At 36.9% G+C, this 13,665-nt stretch carries 10 protein-coding genes; 6 read left to right on the forward strand and 4 right to left on the reverse strand.

The window, feature by feature from the left end:
* Window positions 1-32: 32 nt before the first annotated feature.
* Window positions 33-2,144, forward strand: a complete 2,112-nt coding sequence (locus PARC_RS10945; RefSeq protein ID WP_010554031.1) for a CDC27 family protein — start codon at window positions 33-35, stop codon at window positions 2,142-2,144.
* On the forward strand, window positions 2,128-2,883 hold the full coding sequence (locus tag PARC_RS10950; RefSeq protein WP_010554030.1) for a DUF1266 domain-containing protein: 756 nt from the start codon (window positions 2,128-2,130) through the stop codon (window positions 2,881-2,883). Before PARC_RS10945 ends, PARC_RS10950 begins: the two co-directional genes overlap by 17 nt.
* 73 nt (window positions 2,884-2,956) lie before the next feature.
* Here the strand turns inward: PARC_RS10950 and PARC_RS10955 are convergent, their stop codons facing one another.
* Together PARC_RS10955 and PARC_RS10960 are read right to left on the reverse strand one after the other, a co-directional pair.
* A complete protein-coding gene (locus PARC_RS10955) occupies window positions 2,957-3,205 on the reverse strand; it encodes a hypothetical protein (protein WP_007580368.1) in 249 nt (82 codons plus the stop codon).
* A gap of 103 nt (window positions 3,206-3,308) precedes the next feature.
* Window positions 3,309-4,946 carry a cyanophycinase gene (locus PARC_RS10960; RefSeq protein WP_033012897.1) on the reverse strand — a complete coding sequence of 546 codons (1,638 nt, stop codon included), beginning with the start codon at window positions 4,944-4,946 and terminating at the stop codon, window positions 3,309-3,311.
* 262 nt (window positions 4,947-5,208) lie between these two features.
* Here PARC_RS10960 and PARC_RS10965 point away from each other — a divergent pair, with 262 nt between their 5' ends.
* The 3 genes from PARC_RS10965 to PARC_RS10975 all read left to right on the forward strand — a co-directional run bounded on the left by PARC_RS10965 (window position 5,209) and on the right by PARC_RS10975 (window position 7,207).
* Window positions 5,209-5,796, forward strand: a complete 588-nt coding sequence (locus tag PARC_RS10965) for a hypothetical protein (RefSeq protein ID WP_010554028.1) — start codon at window positions 5,209-5,211, stop codon at window positions 5,794-5,796.
* Between the two features lie 96 nt (window positions 5,797-5,892).
* Window positions 5,893-6,807: a zinc dependent phospholipase C family protein gene (locus PARC_RS10970; RefSeq protein ID WP_010554027.1), complete on the forward strand. Its 915-nt coding sequence runs from the start codon at window positions 5,893-5,895 to the stop codon at window positions 6,805-6,807.
* Between the two features lies 1 nt (window position 6,808).
* The gene (locus PARC_RS10975; protein WP_010554026.1) at window positions 6,809-7,207 is read left to right on the forward strand and encodes a hypothetical protein; all 399 of its coding nucleotides are present in this window, start codon (window positions 6,809-6,811) and stop codon (window positions 7,205-7,207) included.
* Between the two features lie 77 nt (window positions 7,208-7,284).
* Here PARC_RS10975 and PARC_RS21680 read toward each other — a convergent pair whose 3' ends face one another.
* Together PARC_RS21680 and PARC_RS10985 are read right to left on the reverse strand one after the other, a co-directional pair.
* Entirely contained in the window at window positions 7,285-9,555 is a 2,271-nt protein-coding gene (locus tag PARC_RS21680; protein ID WP_010554025.1) for a putative bifunctional diguanylate cyclase/phosphodiesterase, read from the reverse strand.
* Between the two features lie 126 nt (window positions 9,556-9,681).
* Complete coding sequence (locus PARC_RS10985; protein WP_010554024.1) at window positions 9,682-12,531, reverse strand: UvrD-helicase domain-containing protein; 2,850 nt, start codon at window positions 12,529-12,531, stop codon at window positions 9,682-9,684.
* A gap of 282 nt (window positions 12,532-12,813) precedes the next feature.
* Here PARC_RS10985 and PARC_RS10990 point away from each other — a divergent pair, with 282 nt between their 5' ends.
* On the forward strand, window positions 12,814-13,551 hold the full coding sequence (locus PARC_RS10990) for a hypothetical protein (RefSeq protein WP_010554023.1): 738 nt from the start codon (window positions 12,814-12,816) through the stop codon (window positions 13,549-13,551).
* Window positions 13,552-13,665 lie beyond the last annotated feature (114 nt).

A 13,665-nucleotide genomic window follows, 5' to 3' on the forward strand; every position in this document is an offset into this window, starting at 1 on the left:
AAAATTACATGCATTAAATTAAGAGTGAAGTAATGAACCATTGGAAAATATTAGGCATTGAAGCCACAACAGATAAACGCCTTATTAAACTCGCTTATACAGAGATTCTAAAAAAAACATCGCCAACAGAGTTTCCCGAAGAGTTTAAAGATTTACGAAAAGCATATGAGTTAGCTATTAAAGAGGCTAAACGACCTGCTAAAAATGAAGACAAAGCACCCAATCAAGTATTTGAAGATGAGCACGAAAAAAAAGGCGTTATTAACGAGTCATTTTTTGATAAAAAAGAGCCCTCTCCCGCACCTACAGAAGTTGAAATAGTTAAGCCTCAACCTATCGAGTTAAATTGTGTTCGCTCTATTTCAGAGCTGCAAGTAGCACTCAATGAATTATATTGTAATGTGTTATCTCGCAGCGATGTTGAACAATGGAAGTTATTATTTTCGTCGCCATTATTTTGGGATATCGATCAAAGTCAGCAAGTCTCATTTACTTTAATTGATTTCTTTTCAGAGAATTACTTTTTATCTGCCACGGTATTTAAATTTTTAGATGAGAGTATGAAAATCTCTAGTGAGTTAGTAACCAATAAAAATAATCACTACCGTGAACTTGCTATTGCACTGCATCATTATATTCAGAGCCTACCACTGCGAATCGATGCCCTATCTAACATTGATCACAATATCAGCTTTGAACAGCTGCAGCAGCATCTTCAGTTACGTAACTTAATAGAAGAGCAATGTATATATTCTAAGCTTACAGCTGAGCAGCTAATTACGCTTATGCAGCGAATTAATTTGGTATTTTATAATGACGAGTCACTTTATCTTTATGTTGCTAACTATTTATGGACATTGGGTGCATACACAGAAATTAGTAAGTTACTTGCCTCATTGCCAGAGCCTACAGATGCAAGCATAGATCAGCTGCGAGATTTACAAGCACACGCAGAATTTAAGCTTAAAAACTATGATATAGCACTCACTATTTATCTTGCGCAGCGAGAACTTATGAAAAGTTTTTATGCGATGAATATGACTAAAGAGATTGGTCTGTGTTATTTGCACCTTAAAAATTATGAAAAAGCATATACGTATTTAAACTCTTATTTTTATACTAGCCCTGAGGATATAGACCTTCGCTCTGCTTTGATTATCGCCCGTCGATACTACATAAAAGATCTTAAAAAAAATGAGGAAAGTAACGCTCTTAAAATAGCGACGTTACAATTTGAAAATGGTCGCTACAAAGATGCTTTAATAACGACTCAAACATACCCTCTAATTTTTCACGCTGATTGCAATTATTTACAGGCTTTATGCCTTGCTAAGCTAGAACGCTTAGATGAAGCATTTGACGTTTTTATCGCCTTTATTAATCTACATTTACAAAAACAGGTAGATCCTTGGCCACTACTGGTTGATTTATTTATATATTGCCCAGACTCAATTGATTTCAATTTGATAATGGAAACTATCGCAAAAAAAATACAACCATCTCCTAACAAGTTTTATAAAACCCCTCGCGTGCTAGGCTCTGTACAAGAGAATATATACTCACAATTAGAACTCAAAACATTAGATCTTCCAGCGACTGATCATGATGGAAAACCCAATAAACCCATGGGTTACAGCCTCTATGCTGATTTAGACTATAAACAGCAATATGCTTGGGCAATGCTACATGCGTTAATGGCTAAATTGGCAAACTTCGAAGATAAAGTGATTGTGAAGCAAATAAAACAAGCCGCTATTTATGCGATTAAGCAAGCTATGCCAAAAATCACACACCAACCAAGTTGGAGCTTAAAGTTTATTCACATAGCTTTTGATATAGATGATTTTGATACCTGTATTAAGCTCGCAAACATCACGATTAGCGAGTTTTCTAATTTACCTCAAACCTACTATTACAAAGGGCGATCGCTAGCTGCCTTAGAGCAATATGATGCAGCAATACCTATATTAATATTAGCCGCAGATAAATACGGACATCAGAGGCTTGGGATATACTCACTTGAATTTGCAGTGGAGTGTTGTGAAAAGCTCGTTGAACATGGACAACCAATGCATCCTAATTACAATAAGATATGCCTAAAACTGCAAACAACAAAGGAGATTGTAGATGCACAATCAAAGTGAAGTGCCTTGTGTAGTTGCGGATGATGCGACCTTAAGTTCAGAACAAAAATTATGGCTTATTAGCCTCTCAGGCCACCTTTCAATGCAAAATGGCTATTCATTGAATACCTTAAAGCATCACAATAAAAACTACACTGACGAGTCAGTTGCTAACGGTAATTTAAGTATTTTAGGTAATGCTTATGGCGTTACAACAAAAGAAGAATTAATTGAAACTTTAAATGTTTTTTATAACACATCAAATAGCCAAGTTTTCATGAGTTGTATGGCTGAACTCACCAGAAATGATTTATTAGCAAGATACTACATTGAGAATAAATCTACTGCCTATCAAAATACGCCTATAGGTATTATGTCGGACTGGGCAGGAATACATAAATTCTCACTGGCTCGTTGTGGTATTAGAGCTTTTGATATTGGCCGCTATGCTTTTTTATGTCGTTGTGGTGTTAGCGTTAATTTTTTAACCGAAGAAGAAGCATGGCATTACCTTAAGCCTATTGGAAAACTGGCACAAACCTTATTTATTAGCTGGCAAGAATATGCAACTAGTTATGTAGTTGGTCGGTGTATATGGCAAAAGATTACAACTCAAGAAACGTACAGCGAGCCAAACCCTGACTTTAATTTTAGCCATGATTTATTTGAAAAAATAAATGATACGGCTGCTACATTACAAAGTATATTAGCTGATGACGAGCACCCATGGTGCCAACTAGATTGGGAAATGGACTTTTAATTTCAATACTTTGATTTTATAAATACTTACTGAATAACGCATTTTACAGTGGCGTTATTCAGTAAAGTTAATATTAGTGCTTGCGCCCTACACCATTTCGTACCATGTCTTGCCCTGTTTGGAATACGTCTTCTGTAATCATGCGTGCTAAAAGTAGCTTTTGATTATCGTCAAACACAGCAACAAAACGGCTGCCATCTTTGTTATTAGTAGCCATACCAACACCGGCAACACCTTTAAGTCCAAAACCACCGTTTTCGACATCTATTAAAAAGCTTTCTAGTTCGGCTAAAGTATCAATTACGTCATTTTCATTATTCATTTTAAAACTCTTTTAGTAAGGCCTTGGCTAGGCTTTTAAATCATTATGGTGGCTATTTTATAGAGAAGAGCCAAAAACTTAAACCCTTGGCTCAGATTAGTAACTAAATCGACTTTATAGCTAACTCTAAATTGCTTAGCGCACAACCAAACTCTTTTGCATTAACGCGATGATACTGTGTGTCACTCGTTGCAGTAAGGCTAATTATAAACTCATCTTGTTGGGCTACCGCACTTTGCTCTTGGCTTAGGCACATAGCTTGAGTAAGTGATCGCAGTTTTGAATTTGTTAAAATTGCACCAAATCGCTGCACTGGCAGTGGAGGTATTTTTATAGCGGGTAACGCTTCATCTATTGTGCGCTTGCTTAGAGTAAACGTGTTATTGGTAATTTCAATTACACTGCTTGTAGGCCAATACGAGTAGCTATAGCTCTTACTCTCAGGTTGTGCTTTACCTTGGTTAGCTAAATGCACTACACCACTTTTGCCTATTACGGTTATTAAACTACCTTCTGGCGATTTAATAACAACCAAAGCCGTATTTTCATCAATACCAAAACCATGTTGAATCTCTGTTTTAGTCTTTTTTACTTCATTTTTATTTAACGCCGCTGCGAGCCTAAATGTACGGTTTTGTTCGCTAAACTGAGTATCTAGTACACCAAAATTAAAGCTGCCAAGTCCACCAGCATTAGTGTTATTTTCATTTTTGCGAAGTGCCTCAAGGCTTGTCGTATTTGTAAGCATGCCCGTCACTTTACTTTGGATTGCTGCGCCCGCGCCTTCACCTACAATTACTGGGCGAGTTTGCAATGCTTGCGTCCACGGGTATGGATTATTGTTTTGATCAAATAATACCTTGTGAGTTAATGCTGCATTACCGCTATTAAACATCACACCGGTACTATTTTTAATAAGTGATACAAGTGCATTAGTACCACTTTTACATAAAGCGTATTCGGACTTTGTGTACTCTGGATAAATTGCTTCCCGGTTATACACATTCATTAATGTATTTCTGAGAGCGGGTAATTCATCGCACGAGTTACTCGTAATCGCTTTAGCAAGTGCTGGCGTTAGTGCTAACCATTGAGTGTTTATATTTGATTGTGCTAAAAGACTCTGCGCTACATCTGCCGACTCATAAGGGTCGCGGCTCGATGCCGTAATAGCAAGCATGGTGGGTTTTGCGTTATTAACTTTTAAACTGCCCGACACAAATTGTAAAATACTATTAGTCGCGACCTCAATATTAAAATCGGTATTTACTTGCTCTTTTAAGCGCTCAGCGTTTTTATCAAGTAGCGGCACTTCTAGCATATCAAATACAAAGTTGTATTCTTGCTGAGTCAGGCTTTCTAATTGCTGGTTATTTATATCGCGCCATAGCCATAATAAATCTGTTTTAGATACGCTATTTGACGATTTACCTAGCAAGGTTTTAAGTGTTTTTAATACAGCCGTTTTTGCCTCAACGTTATTATTAGGCCAGTGCTGCGTGATGTTTTTTATTTGAGCGTTGCTAACAGCATATAAATTATGTGACTTACCATCAATAGCAGTCTCTTTTTGGCAATTGTTAAGCTTTGCGCTAGTACAGGTAGTAAGCTCTGACCCCACTAAAATTAAAGTTTGGTTTTGCTCTTGAGCCACTGCATTTATTGAATACCCAACACCAAACAATGCCACTAACATACCTAGTAACTTCGGCTGTTGATCACGTAAAAATGCACATATCATAATGTAAACTCTAATATAAATTATAAAACTAATATGTTGTAGTTTAACAGCTAGCCACTTGAGCCTAAATATATTTTTATAAATGTTAAATAATTCAAGCCCCTGAAAAGCGATAGCGTTAAGCACTTCATTTAAATAAATTTTTTAGCTTACATACTTGCCCTTGTAAATATTAACTAAACAAATTTAAACAGAGCATTTATTGATCAAATTCATTGTTTAAATTACGGTGGTGCATTGTTTTATGTAACTAGGGTGAAATATGGACTTTTCTAATGAAGAGGTAAATTTTTTAGCTGAGTTATTCAAACCAAATACAAAACAGCGTTCCCCTCGCGACCATATGCTTACAATGAAAAGCTCTATACCCGCGAGTATTGCTCACCTTTTTACCCACGCTAATCTAACTTTGCTTGCTGAAGTTGCTAATTACCAACTTTGGTTTCCCTTGCAATTAAAAATTGATGAGTTAGGTGTAATTAACCCCACTTTGAGCGCACCAGAAGTAATTGATACAAAGGGCACTCAACGTAGTTGGCGCTGGAGTGAGCTAAATATTAAAAGCCAAGGTTTTAACATTGAATCGATTTCCAGTACTGGTATATTTTTAAAACCATTAAAAAGTGGAAAGAGCTTAAAAAAATTACAGCACATGAGCTTTACCTTACCCAACAAAGAAAGCATATCGATAGATGTAGAACCCGTTAGGCAAAGTAGCTTAGGGATTGCAGCAAAAATCACTCAGATTCATAGCGGACAAGAGCAATTACGCGCCTATCTGTTTGAAGAACATAAACGCCAATATGCTAAGCTGTACGAAGATGGACAACTAATTGAACAGTTAATTTAGTCTCTTTTAAACACTCACAAGCACTTCACTTGGCTTTATTTAACCCCCTCTCAATGTTAATCTGTCCCCCTATTAATAAATCATAAGGATATGACAATGCCAGGTGCTTTTGCGCACATCACAGCCGTTAATATTGCAACGCAAACCAAATCACTCGCTAAAATGGATATGCCTAAAAAGGCAAAACTTATTTTGAGCCAACGCCAAGCATACCTTGAACTAGGCTGTGTAGCCCCCGATTATCCTTACTTAGCAGTAGCGCAGCCTAGCCAAAATGCGTGGGCCGACCTAATGCACTATGAGCACACAGGCGATTTACTTAAAGCCATGATTGAATACTGCAAAACACTTGAAAGTGAAGCATTTGAAAAGTGTTTTGCTTGGTTATGCGGTTATATGGCCCATGTTGCTGCGGATATAACAGTGCATCCGGTTGTTGAATTAAAAGTAGGCCCGTATGAGCAAAATCAAACGGCGCACCGTACCTGCGAAATGAACCAAGATGCATTTATTTGGCAGCGTTTAAATTTAGGTGAGTTAGGTTATGCTGACCGCGTGCAACAAAATATTGGATCTTGTACTAACAAAGACGATAATTTTGATACCGATATTGCAAAAATTTGGCAACATGCTTTATTAACGGTTCACCCAAGTTACGCTGCACAACACGCTCCTAACTTTAATTCATGGCATAACGGTTTTCAGCTTGTAGTAAATAATGTTGAAGAAAGCTATCGATTATTTGCCTGTGCACGCCATGTTGCTGCTGATTTAGGTTTGTTTTATCCTCGCCCAAACGAAGTAGACTCCACTTTTATTGAACAACTAAAAACGCCGCACGAGCCTATGCATTACAACGATATTTTTGACTTTGCCGTTAGCAATATTCAGCACTACATAACCATTATTGCCAATGCCGTATTTTTAGATACTGATTACAGTGCAATTAAAAATTGGAACCTAGATACAGGCTACGATGAACACAACACGATGACGGTATGGAGCAAATAAAATGAAACACTTACTTTGTATAAGCCTCATAGTATTACTTAGCGGTTGCTACACTTCAAAAAATAACAATCCAGAAGCGATGGCCGACTTAGCCTCGCAATTAAAAGATATTGCTACAGCCGTTGATGGCACATTAAAATTTAGTGAAACACCCTACTCTACAACTGATGAGTTATTAAAAGCTGCTGTTAATAACGATTTAAGCAAACTTGCACCCTTTGGGGAATACACGCTTATCGTGAACGTACAAGATGATAACGCAGTGCTACTCTTATGTGATGCCAATACTGCTTTAATTGAAGATGCAGGCTGTACTGCTCAATCAGATATACAGCACTGGGGAGCTGAGGCTATTCATCAGTGCGAAATAACCATAAACGCCCAACAGCTCTGTAATTAGGTAATAAAACCCAGCTAGTTTTATAGAACATACATACCTTAGGTGTATATGTTCTATATAGTGCCCACTAAATACATTTAAAGTTGAGCCGTCATCTCTTTAGGGTTAAACACTAAGCCATGGCGACTAACATGCTGTGCAAAATTTTCGGCTGGCATTGGTTTCGCAAAGTAAAAACCCTGAAATTCTTTACACCCCATTTGCGTCATTATTGCTACTTGCTCTTGGGTTTCTACTCCTTCGGCTACACACTTAATATCAAGCTCTTCACACATAACGTGCACCGCTTTAACTAAACTTTTTTGACGCGTAGAGCTCGTTACTTGGCTTATTAATGAGCGATCTAACTTGAGCTTGTTAATAGGGTAATCGGCAAGGCGTGCAATATTAGAATAACCGACCCCAAAATCATCGACCGAAATAGTAAAACCCCACGATTGCAGCGTTTGCATAAGCTTTAGCGAATGCGCTTGGTTTGCCTCAAGAGAGGTTTCAGTCAGTTCTAACTCTATTTGAGGTGGCTTTACGTTAAAGTCGGCAAGGTATTTAACCAGTTTTGACATAAAATCGGTTTGGCTAAAATCAATTAGAGATATATTTATTGCCACCGGCACACTCGGTAAACCCGCCTTGGTCCAATCGGCAATTTGAGCGCACACCTTTTGAATAATCAGGTCGGTTAACCGACTAACCATTCTGTATTCTTCGGCAATAGGAATAAATACCACTGGCGACACATTACCCAGTATTGGACTGTTCCAACGCGCTAAGGCTTCAAGCCCTATACATTGACCCGTTGCATCTACTTTAGGTTGATAGTGCACCGACAAATCGCCCTGCTGAAGCGCTTCATCTAATAACATTGAAATTTCGTATTTTTCAATAAAAGCTTGTGATTGTTTTTCGTTATAACCACTAAGGGGCATATTACAATTTGCTAGTTTAAGTGCTTCGCATGCATTACTAAGTACTGTTGTGCTGTTTTTTCCATGATCAGGATACTTTGCAAAACCAAATAAAAATGATTGCTGACACTTAGTGCCAAATACATTATATGTTTTATCTAATGTATTTTTTATTTGCATCAATAGCTTATCTTCTAGCTCGTTTTGCGAGTTTGCGCCAATTATAAAAGCAAGCTTTCCTACTCCTATATGAGCACACAACAGCGGCCCATCTGGCATCGCTTTTAAACGCTTGTACGCGTTAATAAGTAATGCTTGAGAGTCGGCTTTAGTGAGCTTCAAATTTAAGTATTCACTATTTGCACTTTGGGTAACAACGATATAAAAACCTTTTTGGTATTTGCTTGTTAATCTGTCGCATTGCAGCTCAAACCATTCTCTATTAGGTAGTTTTGTTTGCGAGTCTCTAAAGCGTAAACGTTTATTTTCTTGTTCCATCATCGATAAATTTTGTTTAATGAGCTGCTCTTGCGTGCAATCGTAAAAGTCATATACACGGTAGTTTGTACTCATTGTTATTTGCTGATAACTGGCTTTAAAATAACTTTTTTTGTACTTCACAATTTTATTTTGAGCATTAGAGTCGTCAAAAACTAAGGCCGGAAATAAATGAGAAAGATTAACGCTTCCTTCTTTTAACTCTTTTTTTATACCAAACATATCAATAGCATGTTGATTAAAATCAGTAATGACAAGATTTTCGTCAACAATAATTTTAGCTTTATTTGATTCGGTGAACAGGCTTCGATAAAGCTCATTTTTATCTTTAAGGTGTGTATTAGCGCTTATCATTGTTTTGTTTAAACGCTTAGCAGCCACAATTGTGCGCGCCACAGCAAGGGGAATACAAATGTTAAAAAATAAAAATATAAGCCCTGTAATGTATAAGTCAGCGTCGGGAAGTTGTTGAGCTATGCCGGTTAAACCCGAGACATCAACGTTATTGATGATCATATAAAACGGCGCAATATTTAATACGCCATAAGCAAGGGCTGTTCTATAACCAAGTAGCATAAGTGCTATTATCGGGCAGGAATACATATACATAGAGCCCACTTTAGCAAGCTCTAGGTCTGTTAAAAATAAGTTCATTGACACGCTAGCAGCTACAATGGCTATTAAAAGTGCATGAGCGCTAAAGTGATAAAAACGCTTACTTGCTATAAGTAAACCACATGCAGTAGCAAGAAAACTGCTTGTTAATACAACAATATAAATTAAGTTAAATTCAATAGCGCTTGTGTACGTGTGGCACGCCACAGCAAAACATAACACCATTACTAATGATAGAATAATGCGCAGTGCACTTATTCGCCAATTAGCAACCTGACCAGGGGCTGAATAATGGTCATTTAATAAAAAGAATCTATTGAAAAAATGCATAATAAACAACAGTTAAAGCTCATTCTTCTATTAGACATTGATAGCTTGTTAAAATCAATCTAATGAATGTAATTTCTATTTACATAGTTCTATAAAATAGACAAGTGTAAACCTACCTGTTAGTCGTTAAACAATCATTTTTCGAGTGTTTTTACAGTTATCTTCTTTAAGAGCGAAACCACTGCACCCTAAAAATTCACCGTGCTTAGATTTGCGTTTACGCATTTCGCGACCACACTTTTCACAAATTGGGTGCTGCATTTTACACTCTGTATTCACACATTGTGAGTACGTGTTTTTATCAATCGATGGGCCACTACAGCTTTTACACACTCGTAATTTAGTTTCGCAAATTTGCGTATTAGTACAACTATAATAATCACCATATTGACCCGTTTTTGGCACTATTAAACCGTCGCTGCACGTACTACACTCTCTTTGCTTTAGTTGCGACTTATTAAACAACGTTGAAGCGATTTGAATGGGATAATTGTCATTTACTAATTCTTTTACAAACGCTGAGCATGCATAAGGGTCTGCAATTAAATACGCTTTATGTTTAGCGCGAGTAATACCTACATAAAGCAAACGCCTTTCCTCTGAGTGAGTGAATTCATCTTGCTCTGGTAATAACGCCTCCACCAGCACATTATTTTGATTATCGCTAGGAAACCCTAATTTACCTTGTTCAAAACCAATAATAATACAGTAATCGGCTTCAAGCCCTTTGGCACTATGCAATGTCCAAAAATAAAGAGAGTTTGTATGCTTTTTATCTTTTAAATGCTGCTGCACGCTATTTAACATGTATCTATATCGACTAAGTATGGCAATGCTCGCTGATGCATCATTTTTTTGAATAGTGCTTATGCTCTGTTGTACTTTCATTTCTATCGATTTAGTACCTTGGTATAAATCGTCTAATAAAATAACTTGTGGTGTGGTTACTTGTGTATGTGTGCTGATCTGCTTTTTATATTGCTCAGGGTTTTGCATTACAAAACGCCCTGCTACATCACTAATACTATTGTTATATCTAAATGTTTTTTGCAACATAGTAAGTGAGTGGCTGCCCACTAATTCATTAAAGCGTGTAGTAAGCGCTAAATTACCACCCGAGAACCGATAAATTGCTTGCCAGTCATCACCAACCGCAGTAAAGCGTATTCCGTTACCATGTTTTAATATGGCATTTATGAAAGCCATACGCGCGCTTGATATATCTTGAAACTCATCAACTAAAATGTGGCTCCACACAATATTAAAATCTCCGCTTACTATCGCCTTTGTTGCTTGAATAATCATGTCGTCAAAATCAATGGTACTTTGCGCGTTTAGTTCATTTATATAAGCATCATGAATTTGCACTAACAAGTTTGTATATTGCTGGTAATTTTTAATACCACTTTGCTTAATGCGCTGTGCTATTTGCTTATTATTTAGTTGCTCCACTCGAATAGCTTGTAAACATTTTATGTACTTATCAATGCCTTGCTGTAACTGCCCTGAGTTATTTAAAGTATGAAATATTTCGTCGTTACTTAAAGGTGTTAATTCAACATTATGCTGCTTTAATTGCTTTGCGAGGGTTTGCTCTAGCTTTCCTTCTACCCAGTTGTAATGAAAGGTTTCGAGTAAGGTGGTGCCATTTTGTTTATGCAGTTTGCGCTTAAATGCAATTTGCTCGTTATAGTGTTTTTTATCTATATCGGCACGTGTATTCCCTTGCCTATCAATGCCAAAGTGCTCTAGGTAAATATCATATTGAGGTATATAAAAGTCTGGTTGGTATTGCCCACTTAGCTCTGCGCCTTGGCTAAAGTGATAATTCACCTCATAACTGTGCGGTACGCAATTCAAATGCAGCCAGTTTGAAATAAGCACTTCCTGATAACTTTTTACTTTATGACCCGCAAGGCTACGGTATTCGTTATCGCGTACGTACCGCTCGTACTGTGCATTATCTTTAAAGCTAAATATATCAATCGGCTCATGGAGTAAATCTACAAATGCTTTTAAGAACTGTGGCTCGGTTTGTATTTTTTTACTTACCCACCCAGTTAACCAACTATTTAATTGAACTGGGTCAGTTGCAAATTTTGACAACTCGATTGGCTTTTTAGCACTTTGTAGTAATTTAAGCCCAAGCGCATGAAACGTTAAAATAATGGGTGCTTTGGTGTGCAATTTTGCATGCGTGGCGCGTTTAATAAAGCGCTCTTTAAGCTCATTTGCTGCTGTTTTATTATAGGCCAGCACCAAAATTTGCTCAGGCTTGGCAATATTGCATGCTATTAAATCTAAAGACTTTGCTACCATCACAGATGTTTTACCTGTGCCTGCTGCTGCTAATACTAAATTTTTATCGTTATCGCGTATTACCGCTAAGCGCTGCTCTGTTGTTAATGGATTTGACTCTACTTGATTAAAAAAGTCATTTTTAAGAGTTAGTTGTTTTTTTTCATATTTATGGCGCAACTGTGCAATTGCATCGTGAGTATTGGGTGTAGTGCTCAGTATATTTAAAAATTTAATACTACTTGGCGATAAGTGCTGTTGCCACACACTTGTACTTTTAGCGTACTGCTTGGTAAGCAAAAACACATCATTATTAAGTGTTTTTATGGAACTATCACGTAAAAACTCATCTAAAGCATAGCGCTTGAGCGAAATCTTTGCGTTATTTACCTTTTGCTCAAGCAGGGCTGAAAACCGCGTGTTAAGGGCCGTATTTAAAGCGTTCGCTTGTGATTTGTTTAAAAAGCTAATTGATGTATTACTACTGTCGCACAAATTAATTTTGGCGCTAAATAAACGATTTTTAAGTATTGAATAATTATAAAAGTCTTTAATTAAAAATGTCCGTGCGGGAGCACCTCTAAAATGCACAACAAGGCGCTCTTGTTCAATAGCTACGTGTTTAATACGGGTAAAAAAACGGCCTAGCCAACTTGGAGTAGCAATATACTGCGCCATAATACTCAATATGAAGATATGCTTTACCTTAATTGTAACATACTCTTTTGTAATACATTTAGCGCTAAATCGATGTTTACTTAGCAAACAATTTCATTGGTAAGTTAGTTTTTAAACCTGGTGGTTAATACTTTATTTACAACCATTAACAAATTTAAACATTTATAGATAGCTTGTTGTGTAACAATGCACATATACAAACTTACACTTCATATAATTGTTAGGTATATCCCCAATTAAACAATTATTTACAGCCTAATTAAGTGGTTTAAAGGAGCTAACATGCTTAAAAAATGCATTACCACAACGGCTTTAATTTTAGCATTATGCGCTTGCACGTCAGAAACAGAGTCGGATTTAGTAAAAACACAAGGTATTTGGGCAGGTTTTGAACTAGTTTCTGACGGTAACCGCACGCGTGTTAACGCAGAACTAAATGCAGGCGATGCTAATGGCTCTAACATTGTTTTAAGCGATAGCGACTCATTACAAGCTGTTGTTAATAGCACTGCTATTGTACTTACAAAAGATACCGACTTTTTAGACGTTGATTACCAAGCGTATATAAATGCCACTGACGATAACCAACAGTTTGATATAAAATTTAAACGGGACGATGGCATAAATGCTAATTCGAGCGTGGAGTTGCCTTTAAATTTTATTATTTTAACCCCGAGTAACAATCAAAATTTTGATATTAATAGTCCCCTTACAGTTCAGCTAGATGGCACTGACCCTAATAGTACTAGCCAAGTAGAACTTAGCAGTAGCTGTACTAACAATAATAATGAAACTCTTTTACAATCAACGCTTTTTGCGCTTAACACTTCGCGCCTTGAAATAAATCTGCAAAGTTTAGATATGTTTAGCAGCTCGCAAGTAGATAAAAGTAAAACGTGTGATTTAACAATTAGTGTGAAACGCGATCGATTCGGTAGTATTTCGGGTGAATACGCAAACCAAAGCTATATTAAATCCCAGCAATCGCGCGCTATAAAAAATATGACTTTAACGTTTTAATTTGCACGCTAATTTACTCAGCGTTAAGCTACGCCTTTATTAAGTAACTCTACCAATTGTAATTGCCCTCCTTATTTATAGGAGAGCTAATAACAATTGATATAAAGGTTTATT

Origin of the sequence: Pseudoalteromonas arctica A 37-1-2 (assembly GCF_000238395.3) — a bacterium.
Classification (GTDB): Bacteria; Pseudomonadota; Gammaproteobacteria; order Enterobacterales; family Alteromonadaceae; genus Pseudoalteromonas; species Pseudoalteromonas arctica.

Bases quoted from the DNA above. Each gene is read 5' to 3' on its own strand.
- PARC_RS10975 (WP_010554026.1), top strand. From the start codon at position 6,809: ATGAAACACTTACTTTGTATAAGCCTCATAGTATTACTTAGCGGTTGC.
- PARC_RS10985 (WP_010554024.1), bottom strand. From the start codon at position 12,531: ATGGCGCAGTATATTGCTACTCCAAGTTGGCTAGGCCGTTTTTTTACC.
- PARC_RS10990 (WP_010554023.1), top strand. From the start codon at position 12,814: ATGCTTAAAAAATGCATTACCACAACGGCTTTAATTTTAGCATTATGC.
- PARC_RS10955 (WP_007580368.1), bottom strand. From the start codon at position 3,205: ATGAATAATGAAAATGACGTAATTGATACTTTAGCCGAACTAGAAAGC.
- PARC_RS10965 (WP_010554028.1), top strand. From the start codon at position 5,209: ATGGACTTTTCTAATGAAGAGGTAAATTTTTTAGCTGAGTTATTCAAA.
- PARC_RS10950 (WP_010554030.1), top strand. From the start codon at position 2,128: ATGCACAATCAAAGTGAAGTGCCTTGTGTAGTTGCGGATGATGCGACC.
- PARC_RS10945 (WP_010554031.1), top strand. From the start codon at position 33: ATGAACCATTGGAAAATATTAGGCATTGAAGCCACAACAGATAAACGC.
- PARC_RS21680 (WP_010554025.1), bottom strand. From the start codon at position 9,555: ATGCATTTTTTCAATAGATTCTTTTTATTAAATGACCATTATTCAGCC.
- PARC_RS10970 (WP_010554027.1), top strand. From the start codon at position 5,893: ATGCCAGGTGCTTTTGCGCACATCACAGCCGTTAATATTGCAACGCAA.
- PARC_RS10960 (WP_033012897.1), bottom strand. From the start codon at position 4,946: ATGATATGTGCATTTTTACGTGATCAACAGCCGAAGTTACTAGGTATG.